The 15,774-nt window shown below is 67.5% G+C and carries 10 protein-coding genes; 2 read left to right on the top strand and 8 right to left on the bottom strand.

Annotated features, from left to right (window positions below; genetic code table 11):
• Positions 1 to 194: 194 nt before the first annotated feature.
• Together ACEN8G_RS14400 and ACEN8G_RS14395 are read right to left on the bottom strand one after the other, a co-directional pair.
• On the bottom strand, positions 195 to 1,088 hold the full coding sequence (locus ACEN8G_RS14400) for an SDR family NAD(P)-dependent oxidoreductase (RefSeq protein ID WP_413417357.1): 894 nt from the start codon (positions 1,086 to 1,088) through the stop codon (positions 195 to 197).
• A gap of 79 nt (positions 1,089 to 1,167) precedes the next feature.
• On the bottom strand, positions 1,168 to 1,848 hold the full coding sequence (locus ACEN8G_RS14395) for a TetR/AcrR family transcriptional regulator (RefSeq protein WP_413417359.1): 681 nt from the start codon (positions 1,846 to 1,848) through the stop codon (positions 1,168 to 1,170).
• Between the two features lie 140 nt (positions 1,849 to 1,988).
• Between ACEN8G_RS14395 and ACEN8G_RS14390 the strand changes: the two genes are divergently transcribed.
• Positions 1,989 to 3,269 (top strand): spinster family MFS transporter, encoded by a 1,281-nt coding sequence (locus tag ACEN8G_RS14390; RefSeq protein ID WP_413417361.1) that lies wholly within the window; start codon positions 1,989 to 1,991, stop codon positions 3,267 to 3,269.
• Positions 3,266 to 4,882, top strand: a complete 1,617-nt coding sequence (locus tag ACEN8G_RS14385; protein ID WP_413417363.1) for a carboxylesterase/lipase family protein — start codon at positions 3,266 to 3,268, stop codon at positions 4,880 to 4,882. Before ACEN8G_RS14390 ends, ACEN8G_RS14385 begins: the two co-directional genes overlap by 4 nt.
• 530 nt (positions 4,883 to 5,412) lie before the next feature.
• Here ACEN8G_RS14385 and ACEN8G_RS14380 read toward each other — a convergent pair.
• The 6 genes from ACEN8G_RS14380 to ACEN8G_RS14355 form a co-directional block, all read right to left on the bottom strand.
• Entirely contained in the window at positions 5,413 to 7,011 is a 1,599-nt protein-coding gene (locus ACEN8G_RS14380; RefSeq protein ID WP_413415941.1) for an AMP-binding protein, read from the bottom strand.
• Positions 7,012 to 7,075: 64 nt separating this feature from the next.
• Positions 7,076 to 9,316 carry a TonB-dependent receptor gene (locus ACEN8G_RS14375; RefSeq protein ID WP_413415939.1) on the bottom strand — a complete coding sequence of 747 codons (2,241 nt, stop codon included), beginning with the start codon at positions 9,314 to 9,316 and terminating at the stop codon, positions 7,076 to 7,078.
• A gap of 205 nt (positions 9,317 to 9,521) precedes the next feature.
• A complete protein-coding gene (locus tag ACEN8G_RS14370; RefSeq protein ID WP_413740596.1) occupies positions 9,522 to 12,053 on the bottom strand; it encodes a TonB-dependent receptor in 2,532 nt (843 codons plus the stop codon).
• Between the two features lie 22 nt (positions 12,054 to 12,075).
• Entirely contained in the window at positions 12,076 to 12,834 is a 759-nt protein-coding gene (locus ACEN8G_RS14365; RefSeq protein ID WP_413415937.1) for an EF-hand domain-containing protein, read from the bottom strand.
• Between the two features lie 128 nt (positions 12,835 to 12,962).
• Positions 12,963 to 14,081: a hypothetical protein gene (locus ACEN8G_RS14360; protein WP_413415936.1), complete on the bottom strand. Its 1,119-nt coding sequence runs from the start codon at positions 14,079 to 14,081 to the stop codon at positions 12,963 to 12,965.
• Positions 14,082 to 14,124: 43 nt separating this feature from the next.
• Positions 14,125 to 15,684 carry a sulfatase family protein gene (locus tag ACEN8G_RS14355; protein ID WP_413740595.1) on the bottom strand — a complete coding sequence of 520 codons (1,560 nt, stop codon included), beginning with the start codon at positions 15,682 to 15,684 and terminating at the stop codon, positions 14,125 to 14,127.
• Between the last annotated feature and the right edge of the window lie 90 nt (positions 15,685 to 15,774).

The raw sequence follows: 15,774 nt of genomic DNA, 5'->3' as shown, positions 1-15,774 counted from the left end.
CCTTCTTCTTCCGTTCCCCGGCGAAAGCCGGGGCCCAGGGTCACAAGCACATCGGCTCGAACATCTGCTGGACCTGTTCAATCTTGGCACTCGGCAGAGAAACCCTGGGCCCCGGCTTTCGCCGGGGAACAGCTAGTTACCCTCTGTATCCGGTACCGCCGACAGGGCGCGCCGCCCCAGCCGGAGCGGATCGCTCAACGCACCGCCGCTGCGACCGGCGCCTTGCCGGTGGCGGCCGCCACTTCGCGCTCGGCTTGGGTGAAGCCATAGGCAGGGACGATCTCGCCGGTCCGGTCAACGACGTCGGCCCAGCCCGCGACGACCTGCTCGCCGGCATCGGCCGCGCGGCCTATCTGGATGCCGTCGGTCAGCGTGATGTGCGCGGCGGCGAAATGCCCGGCGCCGGCGCAGAGGATCGCGCGGGTAGGGGCGTCGTCGCCGACCAGGGCGAGCAGGCCGGGACTCACAAGATCGGGTGCCAGCATCTCCAGGCTCTCCGTCGAGAGCACCCCCTCGGTCATGCCGGTCGCGGCGGTGGGGGCCAGGCTGTTGACCCGGATGCCGTATTTCTCGCCTTCGATCGCCAGCGTCTGCATCAGCCCGACCAGCGCCAGCTTGGCGGCGCCGTAATTCGCCTGGCCGAAATTGCCGTACAGGCCCGAGGAGGAGGTGGTCATCACGATCCGCCCGTAATTCTGCGCGCGCATCTGCTCCCACACCGCCTTGCAGCAGATCGCCGCGCCGATCAGGTGGACGTCCACCACCAGGCGGAAATCGTCGATGCTCATCTTGGCGAAGCTCTTGTCGCGCAGGATGCCGGCATTGTTGACCAGGATGTCGATCCGGCCCCAGCGGTCGACGGTCTCGGCGACCATCGCGGCGATGCGCGCCTCGTCGGTCACCGATGCGGCAAAGGCGAGGGCATCGCCCCCGGCGGCGCGAATCTCGGCAGCGACCGCGTCTGCAGCGGGCTGGGACAGGTCGTTGACCACGACCTTCGCGCCCTTGCTCGCCAGGTACAGCGCATGCGCGCGCCCCAGTCCCCCGCCCGAACCCGTCACTACTGCTACACGACCCGCCAGCGACATCCCGCTCTCCGTTCCTGATTTGACGGGAGGCTTCGTAGCGCTGCAATCATTCACTCGCAAGAGAGCGAAGCGGTTCGGGTTATTTCCCGCGCCTGCAGATCTCCAGGAAGCCGGCGGCCATGAACGAGGCCATCCGCTCCTTCACCGCGGCGAAGTCGTCCGAATGGCACAGGCCGTGAGAGAGCTTGTCGATGCGGCCCGTGCGGGCGAGGGTGAGCATCAGCGCGCCGGTGACGAAGTGATAGCCCCAGAAGATGTCCTCCTCGGCACAGTCGGGCAGGGCCTGTTTGAGCAGCCCGATCAGGCGGAGCACGACGGGGTCGAAATGCGCGTCCATCAGGTCGGCGCCCCAGGCCGGGGTGTTGGCGACCTGCGCGCCGAGCTTGGCATAGTTCTTCCAGCCCTCGCCACCCTGGATATAGGTGTCCAGGTCGGTGTCGAGGAACGCCCGCAGCGCCCCCTCGACGGTCGGCTTGCCCCTGGCCTCGGCCTCATAGGCGTCGAGCGCCTGCATCCGCCGCTCGCTGGTCACCACCGCCCGCCTGGCGAACACCGCGTCGAACAGCGCCTTCTTGTCGGCGAAATAGTAGTTGAGCAACGTGTGGTGGACGCCCACCTGCTTGGCGACGTCCTTCAGCGTGACGCCATAGAGCCCGTGCTGCGAGAACAACTCCTCGGCAGCGTCGTAGATCTGCTCCATCGTCTCGGCGCGCTGCTCGGCCTTGCGCGAGCGGCGAACGGGCTTGGCGGTTTCGGTCACCTCCCGTCCATCCCGTCTGGCGCGGCCATCGTCAAGCCTTCGTGCGGATATTCACACGCGTGATAGTGTATGTTGACAGCGTCGCGCGCTTGCCCGCATGATGCATCCAAGGCGGAAAACCCGCCAGGGAGAGAGGACGCGTGGAAACTCAGGCAGGCGGCGCCCGCCGCTGGATCGTGCTCGTCACGCTCACTTTCGTCTATGTCCTCAACTTTCTCGACCGGCAGCTGCTCGGCATTCTCGCCAAGCCGATCCAGGACTCGCTCCACGTCACCGACAGCCAGCTCGGACTGATCGGCGGGCTCTATTTCGCGATGTTCTACTGCTTCATCGCGATCCCCGTCGGCTGGCTTGCCGACCGTACCAGCCGCGTGACCATCCTGTCGCTCGCCTGCGCGATCTGGAGCGCCGCGACGATCGCCTGCGGCCTGGCGACCAGCTACACCCAGCTGGTCGTCGCGCGCATGACCGTCGGCTTCGGCGAGGCGGGCGGGGTGCCGCCCAGCTACGCGATCATCACCGACACCTTCCGGCCCGGCGAGCGCGGCACCGCCTTCGGCATCTTCAACCTCGGCCCGCCGATCGGCGCGGCATTGGGCATCGCGTTCGGCGCCTCGATCGCGGCTTTGCTCGACTGGCGCATCGCCTTCATCGCGATCGGCGCGGTCGGCGTGGTCACCGCGATCCTCGTGCCCCTGATCGTCCGCGAGCCGAAGCGCGGCGCGACCGACTTGGGCGCCCCCGTCCAGCCCGCTGCTGCCAAGGCGCCCTTCTGGGGCACCTGCACGATGTTCTTCCGCCACCCCGTGCTGATGCTCGCCGCCCTCGGCAGCGGCGCCACCCAGTTCGTCACCTATGGCCTGGGCAATTTCGCGGTGCTGTTCCTGATCCGCGAAAAGGGCATGACCCTGCCCGAGATCGCGATCTGGTACGCGCTGGTCGTCGCCATCGGCATGGGCGCCGCGATGCTGATCTCGGGCCGCGTGATCGACCGGCTGAGCCGCCGCAGCCGCACCGTCTATGCGCTCGGCCCGGCGATCTCGCTCGCCGTGGCGCTGCCTTTTTACCTGGCGTTCGTCTGGGCGCCGGCCTGGCCGCTCGCGCTGCTGCTGCTGACCATCGTCAACTGCTTCAACTATTTCTACCTCTCCGCCTCGGTCGCGCTGGTCCAGGAGGAAGTCCGCCCCGACCAGCGCGTGCTCTCGGGCGCGCTGCTGCTGCTGGTGATGAACTTCATCGGCCTCGGCCTCGGGCCCACTTATGTGGGCGCCGCCAGCGATTGGTTCAAAAACCACGGCCATGAACACGGCCTCCAGCTCGCCCTCTATACCCTGTCGCCCTTCTACCTGATCGCGATCGCGCTCTTCCTCACGCTCGCCCGGGTCCTCCGCGCCGAGCAGACCGCAAAGGTGCCTGCATGAAGCCGTTCCGCCACGCCGCCCTCGCCGCCGCGCTGCTGCTCTCGGGCACCGCGCTTGCCCAGGAGCCGGTGGTCGACGCACCCTCGGGATCGGTGAGCGGCACGCTCGAGGGCAGCATCCGCGCCTTCAAGGGCATTCCCTATGCCGTGCCCCCGGTCGGCGGCATGCGCTGGCGCCCGCCCGCGCCGATGCAGCCCTGGACCGGCACCCGCGCCGCGAAGGAGTTCGGCCCCGCCTGCGTCCAGCCCCAGGCCAAGACGCCGACCTCGGTCTATTCCCCGCCCGCCCCGATGCCGGTGAGCGAGGATTGTCTGACGCTCAACATCTGGGCACCGGCGAACGCGAAAAAGGCCCCGGTCTTCTTCTGGATCCATGGCGGCGCGCTCTCGGGCGGCTCCAGCCGCGAGCCGATGTATGACGGCCGCAAGCTCGCCGAGCAGGGCATGATCGTCGTCTCGATCAACTACCGCCTCGGCGTGCTCGGCTGGCTCGCCCATCCGCAGCTCTCGGCGGAATCCCCGCAAAAGGTCTCGGGCAATTACGGCCTGCTCGACCAGATGGCGGCGCTCGCCTGGGTGAAGCACAATATCGCGGCGTTCGGCGGCGATCCGGCCAAGGTCACGATCGCAGGCGAGTCCGCCGGCGGGCTCAGCGTGATGTTCCTGATGGAATCCCCGCTCGCCCGGGGCACCTTCCACCAGGCGATCGCCCAGAGCGCGTACATGGTGACGATGCCGAACCTCAGGAAGGAAGCGTACGGCACCCCCTCGGCCGAGGCGATCGGCACGATGCTCTCCGCCGGCCTCCAGGCGCCCAACCTCGCCGCGCTGCGCGGGATGGACGCCCAGGCGATCACCGACGGCGCCGCCAAGCTCGGCTTCTTTCCCTTCGGCGTGGTCGACGGCCTCGTCCTGCCCAGCCAGATGGTCGAGGCGTTCGACCAGGGCAAGCAGGCCCCGGTGCCGATCCTCACCGGCTTCAACCAGGGCGAGATCCGCTCGCTCCGCATGCTCGCGCCCAAGGCCCCGGCGACGCCCGAGGAGTATGAGCAGGCCATTCGCGAGAAGTACGGCGAGTTCGCCGACGCCTTCCTCAAGCTCTACCCGGCGGCGACCTACAGGGAGAGCATCCTCGCCACCACCCGCGACGCGCTCTATGGCTGGACCAGCGAGCGCCTCGCCCGCAGGCAGGCTGCGCTGGGCAAGCCGGCCTATGTGTACCTGTGGGACCACGGCTATCCGGCGATGGACGGCAAGGACCTCCACGCCTTCCACGCCAGCGAGCTGCCGTACGTCTTCGGCAACCTCACCCCGCTGCCGCCGCTCTGGCCGGAGATCCCCGAAAGCGACCGCCCGCTGTCCGACGCGATGCTCGGCCATTGGGCGAGCTTCGTGAAGAGTGGCAACCCGGGCACCGCCTGGCCCGCCTTCGGCAAGGACCGGGCCTATCTCCACATCACCGACGCGCCAAAGGCCGAGACCGGCCTGATGCCCGGCATGTACGACCAATACGAAGCCGTGGTCTGCCGCCGCCGCGCGGCCGGGGTGGCGTGGAACTGGAATGTCGGCCTGGCCTCGCCCAAGCTCCCGGCCAAGGCCAAGGGCTGCGATTGATCCTCAAAAAAAGCCCCTCCCCTTCAGGGGAGGGGTTGGGGTGGGGCATGTGTCTCACCGAGACTTTCGCCCGCGGACAGCCCCCACCCCAAACCCCTCCCCTGAAGGGGAGGGGCTTAAGGAGACAAGTAACGGACTTTCCCCGGCGAAGGCCGGGGCCCAGACTAAGCAGCGCGCGGCGAAGACGCGCCAAGGCGCGTGATTTCAAGGACTGGACCCAGGCCTTCGCCGGGGAAAGGGGAGGGGCTACCGCACCATCCAGCCTCAAGGCGTGGCGTACGACGCAACCGTCACTCCACCCAATAACCGTCATCCCGGCGAAAGCCGGGATCTCAGGCGATGGCGTGGGGACGGAGCCGCACGAGATCCCGGCTTTCGCCGGGATGACGGGAAGGGGCCAGCACCACCCATCGTCACCCCGGCCTTGTGCCGGGGTCCACTGTGCCGCAATTCCTGTCTGCGAGCCCCTTGTCCAGTGCTCGCCTCCCGGTGGACCCCGGAACAAGGCCGGGGTGACGGGTGGAGGGAACCTACCGCCCCACCTTCCGCCCAGCGATCCGCCCCTCCGCGAAATCCTCCCGCAGCCTTTTCTTGTCGATCTTCCCCGAAGCCGCCAGCGGCATCGCCGGCACCTCGGCGACCTCGCCCGGGATCCACCAGTCGGCGACCTTGCCTCGCAGCATCTCGAGCAGCGCGCGCGGATCCTCGCCCTGGCTCTCGACGATCAGCACCGGCCGCTCGCCCCATTTATCGTCGGTCCGGGCGATCACCGCGACATGCCGCACCGACGGATGCGTGCCGACGATCGCCTCGATCTCGTTGGGATTGATCCACTCGCCGCCCGACTTGATCAGGTCCTTGGCGCGCCCGCAGATCGTCAGGTTGCCGGCGGTGTCGATCATCGCCAGGTCGCCAGTGTCGAAATAGCCCTCGCCATCCAACGCGCTTTCCTCGGCGCGGAAATAGCGCTCGATCACGCTATGCCCCTTCACCTTGAGGTGCCCCAGCACGTTGCGCTGCGGCACGAGCGTGTTGCCTTCCGCATCGGTCAGCTTCAGGTCCAGCCCCATGATCGGCCGCCCCGAAGCGGGCGCCGCATCCTCGGGCAGATCCCTTGGCGCGATCGCGCCGACCGGCGAGAGCTCGGTCATCCCCCAGCTCGTCTGCACCCGCGCGCCAAGTTTCTCCTCCAGCCGGCGGAGCAGTGCATCGGGGCAGCTCGATCCGCCGATCAGCAACCGCTCCAGCGTCGGGAAGGCCTCGCCGCTCGCCTCGGCCCGGTCGGCCAGGGTCAACCAGACGGTCTGGACGCCGACAGCGACAGTCACGCCTTCGTCGCGGATCAGCCGCGCCAGGCTCGGCCCGTCGAGCGTCCGCCCGGGCAGCACCAGCCTGGCCCCCGCTGCCGGGGCGGCGAAGGGCATGCCCCAGCCATTGGCGTGGAACATCGGCACGCCGAGCAGCAACGTGTCGCGCGCGGTGATCGCCACCGCGTCGGCCTGCAGCGCGCGCAGCGTGTGGAGATAGTTGGAGCGGTGGGTATAGACGACGCCCTTGGGGCTGCCCGTCGTGCCGCTGGTATAGCAAAGGCCAGCGGGGGCGTTCTCGTCGAACGCCCCCCAGGCGGCCGCGGCACCATGCGCCTCCAGCAAGGCGTCATGATGCCAGACCTGCACCCGGTGCGACCCGAGGGTGCCGATATCCGCGGCCGGTGCGTCCAGAACGATCACATGCTCGATCGTCGGGCAGTGCGGGATCAGCTCGGCGGCGAGCGGCACCAGGTCGGCGGCCACCGCCAGCACCCGGTTCTCCGCCTCGTTCACCATCGCCGCCAGATGCGCCGCGGTCAGCCGCGGGTTGAGCGTGTGGCACACCAGCCCCATGCCCATCGCCGCATAATAGATCTCGAAATGGTGGATCGTGTTCCAGGCGAGCGTGCCGACCACCTCGCCCTGGCGCAGCCCCAGCGCGGCCAGCGCGCCCGACATAAGGTTGCTCCGCTCGCGCAGCGCCGCATAGGTCGAGCGCCTGACGACCGTGCCCGCATCGGCCTCGACGACCTCGCAGTCCTGGAACCACTTGGCGGCATGATCGAGGAACTTGTCTACTGTCAGGCCGAAGGGCTGCATGAAGTCTGGGACGCTTTCGACAGAAGGAAAGGCCGCCGGAGAGGCGCCGGCGGCCAGGGTGGGATCAGAAGGTCTTGAGCAGCTTGACGCCATACTGGCGGGGCGGGCCCGCGAAGTAGAGGCCGGAGTTCAGCGCCGCCGGATAATGCTGGTCGGTCAGGTTGGTGCCGTACAGGGTCACGGTCCAGCTCTTGTGCTGATAGGCGAGCTGCGCGTTCAGGATGTTGCGCGCCTCGAGATGGTCGCCGCGCGACACGTTCTGGAACAGCGTCGCCCACTGGTCGCCGACATGGCCGAAATTCGCCCGCGGGGTGATCTTGTCGCCATTGCCCAGCTCGACCTCGTACTGCGCCCCCAGGTTGAAGGTCAGGTTGGGCGCATAGGTCTGGCGGCGGCCGTTCAGGTTGATGCAGTTGGCCGCATTGGTCGGGCTGCCGGTGCGCGGATCGCAGGCGCCGGCGGCTGCGATCCGGGGATCGCTGGCATAGAAGGTGCCCAGCTCGCTCTTCAGCACGTTGACGCCGGCATCGAGCTGCAGCTTGCCGAAATGGAACTCGGCCTCGGCTTCGAAGCCATAGATCTTGGTGCTGTTCGGCACGTTCAGCTCGATCCCGAAGGTCGGGAAGGTCGGATAGCCGATGATGACCTGGAAGTTCTTGTAGTCGTTGTAGAAGCCGGTGATCGTCGTGCGGACCTTGCCGCCCGCCCAGTTCGCCTTCCAGCCGGCTTCGTAGGACGTCACTTCCTCCGGCTCGAACGGCGCCGGATTGCCCAGGCCCACCGGTACGTTGAGTCCGCCCGGGCGGAAGCCGGTGGCGACGAAGCCATAGAGATACTGGGTGTCGCTCGCCTTCCAGCCCAGCGAGACCTTGTACGAGACGTTGTCCGACTTCACCTGCTGGTCCTGCCGGATGTACGTGCCGTACTGCTGCACATCGACATGGTTGGTCGACTGGCTGGCGGTGTAGCGGATGCCCGCATCGATCTTCAGCCGCGGCGTGATCGCGAAGCCGATCTGGCCGAACGCGGCCAGCGAGCGGGTCGGGTTGGTGCCCTGCAGCTTGTACTGGAACTGCGGCAGGTTGAACGGATAGGCCGTGTCTATGATGAACTGGTACGGCCTGCGGAAATAATAGTCGTTCCACAGGCCGAAGGCGCCGAGCAGCCAGGTGACGCGGCCGGTATCGGGCGAGATCAGGTTGAGCTCGGTGGTCACCTGCTGCTCGTCGACGCTGTCATAGAAGGTGCTGATGCCGGTCGCGGTGCCGTCCAGGTCCGCGCGGTACATGGTGTTCGCCCATTGATAGCTCGAGACCGAGCGCAGCTTCATCCCACCGCCCAGCTCATATTCGGCCTTCAGCGTCGAGCGGACGAACTCGTCGCGCGCCGCCTGGGGCGCGTTGAACGACACGTCGAACAGGTCGCGGTGGTTCGGGTTGGGCGTCGAGGTGCCGGGCAGCGTCTCGAAATAGGTCGAGAAGGGCGTGGCCGGATAGGCGCCCATGTCGAGATGGCCGAGATCCGTCTTCCACAGGATCGACAGGCGGTCGGTCGGCTTCCACAGGAAGCTGATGCGGCCGGCCATGATGCCGACATTGCCCTTGTCGAACGGGTAGGGCGCGCCGTTCGGGCCGGTGATGTTGTAGAAGGTGTCGCGGCGCGAGGCGTAGAGCGCGACGCGCGCGGCCAGGGTGTCGCTCAGCGGCAGGTTGACCGCGCCCTGGAAGCCGGCGTCGTTGTAGTTGCCATAGTTCAGGTTGAAATAGCCGTGGATGCCGCCGCCGATGATCGGGTCATTGGTGTTGACGAACACCGCGCCGCCGGTGGCGTTCTGGCCGACGATCGTGCCTTGCGGTCCCCTCAGGACCTGGATGTTGGCGATGTCGTAGTAAGGCTCGCCCTGCACATAGCCCGGGAAGGTCGGTACCCCGTCGCGATAGGTGATCACGCCCGTGGTGGTCTGGGTGTTGTGCTCGGCCTTGCCGATGCCGCGGACGTTGAAGTCGTTGCCCTGGCCGAAATTATTGACGACGACGCTGGGCATCGCGAACTGCAGCGCGTCGACATTGGCGACGCCCTTGTTGTCCAGCTGGGTGCCCGAAAGGACCGAGGCGGAGACCGCGGTGGTCATCAGATTCTCGTTGCGGCGCTGCGCGGTGACGACGATCTCGCCATCTTCCGTGTCCGAAGTGTTCGCTTGTGCAGGGGCATCCTGCGGTTCGGGGGCAACGGTCTGCGCCGCGGCCGCGCCGCTCCAGACCAGGGCCAGCGCCGATGCGCCGGCCAGCAACGGGCGATAGTTCATTCGGGTCCCTCCCACATCCATCTCCAGACGCGCTCTTCGTCGCGATGGCGGGAAGGATGCCGCAAAGCCGAAGGGCTTGCAATACTAATTCACTCATGAGTGAATATGTGGGTCCAGACAGTCGACCGGCGCCAACTTAGCGCCCTTTGGTGTCCGCAATGTCCTGGAGCCCGGGCCCGGCTCCGGCCCCGCCCGATACGGGCAGCTAGAAGATCCGCCGCGCCGACAGCAGCAGGGTCCGCCCCTCGGGATCGAGATAGGCCCCCTGATAGGCGAGCGGGGTCGCCCCGCTGGCGTCGGTCACTTTCTGCCGCGTGTCCAGCAGGTTGGCGATCGACAGGCTCACCCTGGTGCCGCGCGCCCAGCCCTGCCCGTGGAAGCGGTTGGCCAGATTGGCGAACACCCTCAGCTCGAGGGTCGCCAGCGCCCCGAAGCGCAGGTCGCCGGCCGGCGAGGTGCCGGTCACCTCGGCCGCGCTCTTCCAGCTGCCCGACAGGCGCACGCCCAGCCCATTGTCGATCACCCCGGTGTTGAGCTGGACATTGTGCCGCGCCCGCGGGGTGCCGCCCAGCGTCCCGCCGTCCATCAGGTCGATCGGCGCAAGTCCTTCGCGCAGCACGATTTCATCCTTCAGGATGACGCTGTGATAGAGCGAGAATTGCAGCCGCGCGCCATTGTCGCTGCCCCCGCCCATCGGCCCGCCACGAAAGCCGCCCGGCGGCGGCCCGAACCCGCCCGGAGGCGGCCCAAATCCCTCGGGCGGCGGCCCTCCCGGGGGCGGCCCGAAGCCCTCCGGCGGCCCCTCGAAACCGCCCGGCCGGCCGGGGCCGGAGGGGTCGCGCAGCTCGCGGCCATTGACCACGATATCGCCATCCTCGGCGGGCGGGCGCCCGACATCGGGACCCAAGGGCGGGCCGTCGTAGCGGGTCTCCCCGTTCGGCCGTCCGCCCTCGGGCCGGTCGCGCATCCAGGGCGGCCGGAAGCCCGGAGGGGGCGTCGGTCGCCTGGGCGCGCGCAGGACCTGGGTGAAGGTGATGCCCCAGCGCAGCTGCTCGCGGTCCTCGCGAGCGATATTGACTGCGCGGGTGTCGATGCTGGTCAGCTGGCTGGCGGCATCCCGTTCGAAATGCTCGGGAAAAGCCTCCTCAAGCGCCGCGGACCCATCGGCGATGCTGATGATCGCATTCTCGGTACGGCTGCTGTTGTAGTTGGCGGTGAAGCTCAGGTTGAGCCTGGTCCAGGGCTTGGCGGTGAGCCCAAGCTTGACCACGTGCCGGTCATCGGCCTTGAGCAGCGGGTTGCCGCCCGAGATCCGGCTGACAGTCACCGTCTGGCCGGTGGCATAGTCATAGGCGCGGACATTGTCGGTGATCACCAACGCGTCGCCGCGCTGGGCGAGGGTGGGGGCCACCCGGTCCTCGTTGACCGCCGCGATCAGGCTGAGGCCGGTCACCGGGGTCCAGTTCAGCCCATAGCCGAAGGTGCCGAGCGTCCCATAGTCGGAGACCTGGGTGATCCCGCCGTTGAGGTTGGCGGTCAGCTTGCCGAGAAAGGGCAGCACGCCCCTGGCACGGCTGGCAAGCGGCAGGTCGAGGCTGATCTGGCCGCCCGCGTTGGTCCGGCTGCTATCCCCGGACGTGGCCATGCCGCCCAGCCTGCTGCGGGTGCTCAGTGCGCTGAAATCGCTGCTCAATCTCAGGCTCACTGCCGCATCGCCGGCGGGCAGGCCGAGCAGCTTGCCATTGACCAGCAGGCTGGCATCGCCGGTGTCGGTCAGCGTGCTGGCCCGGTCGGTGCCGATCAGCCCCGCATCCGCGCGGTCGGTATCCCGACGGGTATCGGCATGGCTGTAGCTCGCCACCGCCGACAGCCGCCAGCGCTTCGACAGGTCGTGGTTGAGTGTCACCCCGCCACCCACGGTCGTGGTGCGGCTGTCCTGACGCAGCGGATCGTCCGAGAGGAAGGTCGTGGCGCCAAGCGGGAGGCCGTTCAGCCCGTCGCTGGTCGAATAGTCGCCCCGCAGGTTCACCGAGAGATTGGTCCCGGCACTCAGCTGATGGGCCAGATTGGCGTTCAGCCCGTAGCTCCGCGTCGCCGGCTTGAGCGTGCGATAGCTCTGGTCGTCGGTGCCGTCGCCGGCCGTGGTTGCCGGCACCAGGTCGCGCTCGCTCTCGAGCAGCGACGCGCTCGACTTCGCCCGCGCGGCGATGTTCACCCGGTCATTGTCGCGGATGCGGGTATAAGTAAAGTCGCCGCTCTCGTTCTCGCCCTGACCCTCGGTGGCGAACCCACCGGCAAGGTTGGCGACACGCCCTTCGAAGCGCCGGCGCAGGATGATGTTCACCACCTTGCGCTGCGCGTCATAGCCGTACTTCAGCGCGACTTCCTCGGGCAGGATGTCGGCGCGGACGATCGATTCCGTCGGCAGGTCGGATACTTCGTTGATGCCCGAGATGCGCTTGCCGTTGACCAGCACCACCGGGCCCTCGTCCTCGCGACCCTGCGCGCTCGCGGTCTGCTCGGCGATCGCGTCGAGCAGCTCGCTCACCGTGCCGACGCCGTACGCGGCGATATCGGCCGGGCCGAGACGATTCTCCGGCGGGATGTCGCCGATCACCGATCCCGGCGGCGCCTTGCCGGTGACGACGATCTCGTCCTCCTGCGGCTTGGGCGCAGGCTTGTCCTGGGCGTGCGCCGCCGGGGCAAGCGCCACCAGGGCTGCGCCTGCGAGCAGCATGTTCCGGCAATGGGGCATGACGTCAGTCTTCGTCGCGTGGAGGACGTCCCATCGGGCCACCAGGCCCACCCGGACCACCGGGCCCGCGGTCGCGCGGCTCGAGGGCGCGCAGCTCCTCCATGGTCAGCATGCCGTCATGATCGGCATCGGCCGCGTCGAACTTCTTGCGCTCATAGGCGAGCAGCTCGTCGAGCGAGACGCCATTGTCGTAATTGGTATTGGCATTGACGATCACCATCGCGTTGAGCGGCTCGATCAGCCGGCGCAGCGCCATGTCGTCCTCGTCCAGGTCCGGCGCGATGCTCTCGGAGACCGGCCCGCCGATCTCGGCAACCGGCTGGTGCTCGGACGACGCGACCGATCCCATATCGTGCTGCCAGGCGAAGAACTCGGCGGCGCTGATGCTGCCATTGTGGTCGCTGTCGATCCGCTCGAACCGTGCCTTGATCCGCGCGTCGCGGCGCGTGTCGATCACCGACTTGAGCTCCTCGAAGGTGACCAGCCCGTCGCCATTCTTGTCGGCGATGCGGAACATCTCGGTAGTCACCTTGTCGAGCTTCTCGCGCTTGACCGGCTTCATCATCTTCGGGCGCCCGCCACCCGGGCCGCCCGGACCACCGGGAGGGCCGCCGCGGCCATGCCCGCCCGGGCCTCCGCCGCCACCGCCCGGAAAGCCGCCGCCACCGCCGCCCGGCCCCATCTGAGCGAAGGCCGGCGCCGCCATGGTCAGCGCCGCGCCGAACAGAAGGGCGCGCACCGCGCCGGGTTTCGAACCTCGCATCAAATCCCCCGTGAAAGCTCAGCGGCTGCTTTCGGGAAGCGGTCTCACGCGGGAATTTCGGTTTGTTGCAAGGTGGAGAAATCCAGGGTGGGCGGAGGGGCGCACCTCATTCCCTCCGCCCGAGCTGGTTACTTCTGGAGCGCCTTGAAGTCGTCGATCCAGGCATAATTGGGTTGTGCGCTGCCATCGGCATTCGGCTTGATCGTGCGCGGGGCGAACACGCTGTTGAGCAGCCAGGGCGTCTTCTGCGGCCCGAAGTCCGCCGACATCGAGCTGCCCTGCTTGAAGCCATAGGTGGCGACGGCAAGGCGGCCGGTGTCGCGGAACATCTTCACCTGGTTGCGCAGATAATGCTTCCGCCCCTCGAACCACGGGCTCATCGACAGGAAGTCGTCCCATTGCTGCCTGGGGAAGGGTGTCTCCAGCGCGGCCTTGATGATCTGCCAGTTCTGCGCGTTGCGCGGCGCCTGGTACTTGTCGGCAAAGGCCGGCGGGACCGGCTTCTGCATATTGGCCTGCCACCACCAGACCAGCGAGAACTCGGTCACCAGGAACTTCTGCTCGGGACGCATGCGCGGCAGGATATAGTCGAGGAAGGGCCTCGCCGCCTCGATCGCCGGCAGGTGCGGATGGATGTCGACGCCGTCGATCTCTGGCGTCGCCTTCACATATTCGAGCCAGCGCTCGACCGACTGGGTGCGGTTCTTCGCCAGGTCGAGCCGGGTGAGCGAGCCCATATAGAGCCTTGTCCTGCAGCCGCTCGCGCAGTGGGCTGTGCGCCAGGCGATCACATGTGCCGCCATGGCTTCGTAAAAGGCGTTGAGGTCGAGGTCGCGATCCTGCTCGCGGCTCTCGATATAGGGCTCGTTGCCGATCACCAGGATGTCGATCTTGCCCATCACGAGCGGCAGCAGCGCGTCGAGGCGCGCGATCTCGCGTTCGAACTCGGGTGTGCCCGCTCTGGGGAAGTCGCCACGCATATAGGGCCATTTGAGCGACAGGATGGTCTTGCGGCCATGCTGCCCGGCATCGAGTACCGCGCGCACCGCGCCGTGCTCGGCGGCACCCCGGTCGAGCTGCGGCATCGGCACGAACAGGCGCAGCCACCGGGCGTCGGCCTTGTCGAGGTCGCGATAGTCGATGTCCTCGAAATGCTCGTTGTAATTGGCACCGAGCGCACCCTGGGCCAGCGCCCCGCCGGGCAGGCTCAGCAGCGCAGCGGCACCCGCTGCCAGAAGCTTCCGCATCGTATCTCTCTCCCTGTATCAACTTTGCCGGTCTTGCGTTCGCTCAGGGCCGGCTGCGGCCCGTGCGTTCGATCCTGTCGAGCCAGGCGGCCATGCGCGCGGTGCGCCGCGGTTCCTTCGTCGCGAGGTCCACCCGCTCGCCCGGATCCTGCGCCAGATTGTAGAGCTGGTGGCGGGGCAGCGTGCCGATCGCATTGCCATGGAATTCGTGCGGCTCGACGCTGGCGCGGATCAGCTTCCAGTCGCCCGCCCGGATTGCCAGGATACGCGCGCCGCTGCTCGCCACCTTGGCGCCGGTGGTGACCATCAGCTTGGTATCCTCGATCACATGATCCCGGCCGCGATCGGTCTCGCCGAGCAGCGGCGCCAGCATGTCGAAGCTGTCGACTGCGGAATCCTGCGGCATCGATCCGCCGACCAGCCTGGCGAGCGAGGCGGTCAGGTCGACATGGTCGACGAGCGCGCTCGATACATGGCCGGCCCGCACATGTCCCGGCCACCAGCTGATCATCGGCACCCGCGTGCCGCCTTCATAGATGCTGTACTTGCCGCTGCTGAACGGTCCGGCGGGGCGGTGCTTGCCGGCGCGCTCGACCGCCTGATCCTGATAGCCGTCGAACAGGATCGGGCCATTGTCGCTGCTGAAGAGGATCATCGTGTCGTTGGCGATGCCCAGCTTGTCGAGGCTGCGGAGCAGCTCGCCCACCGTCCAGTCGAGCTGGACGATCGCGTCGCCGCGCGGGCCCATGCCGGACTTGCCGACGAAGCGGGGATGCGGCGCCCGCGGCACGTGCGGCTCGTTGACGGCGTAATAGAGGAAGAAGGGCTTGTCCTTCCGCGCCGCCATGAAGTCGATCGCCTTGCCGAGCAGCACGTCGCTCAGTTCCTCGTCCTTCCAGCGCGCCCGTTTGCCGCCGGTCATGTAGCCGATGCGGCTGATGCCGTTGACGATCGTGTTCGAATGCTCGGGATCGGCGCCGAACTTGAGCATTTCGGGGTGATCGAAGCCGGTGGGCTCGTCGCCGATCTTTTCGTGGTAATTGACCTGGATCGGATCGGCTGGGTCGAGATTCACCACGCGCCGGTTCTCGATCAGCACGGTCGGCACGCGGTCGAGCGTCGCCGGCATGAAGAAGCCATAGTCGAAGCCGATGTCGAGCGGGCTGGGGGCGATCTCGCCATTCCAGTCGACCTTGCCGTCGCCAAGGCCGAGATGCCATTTGCCGACGAGTCCGGTGGCGTAGCCCGTCTGGCGCAGCATGGTCGGCAGGGTGAATTTCCCCGGACGGATCAGCGCCGGTGCATCGCCCGGCAGGATCTGGATGCCCGAAGCGCGCCAGGCATAGTCGCCGGTCAGCAACGCATAGCGCGAGGGCGTGCAGGTGGCCGAGGGGGAGTGCGCGTTGGTGAAGCGCGTGCCGCCCGCCGCTAGGCGATCGATGTTCGGCGTGCGGATCGTGGTCGAGCCGTAGCAGCTCAGATCGCCATAGCCGAGATCGTCGGCATAGAGCATGATGATGTTCGGCTTGCGCGTGGCGGTGAACGCGGCACCGGGCAGGGCAACTGCCGCCGCGCTGGCGAGCAACATTCCGCGACGTGTCATCGCTGCCTTCACGATCCTCTCCCTCGTTTCCCACTATAAGCAAACGATACTATTTATAAGATCACAAGCAAATTATCATATCACGAAAGC

The sequence above is a fragment of the Sphingomonas sp. Sphisp66 genome (assembly GCF_047324325.1).
Classification (GTDB): Bacteria; Pseudomonadota; Alphaproteobacteria; order Sphingomonadales; family Sphingomonadaceae; genus Sphingomonas.
The sequence above is the reverse complement of the archived record's forward strand: the minus strand, read 5'-3'. Positions and strand labels throughout refer to the sequence as shown.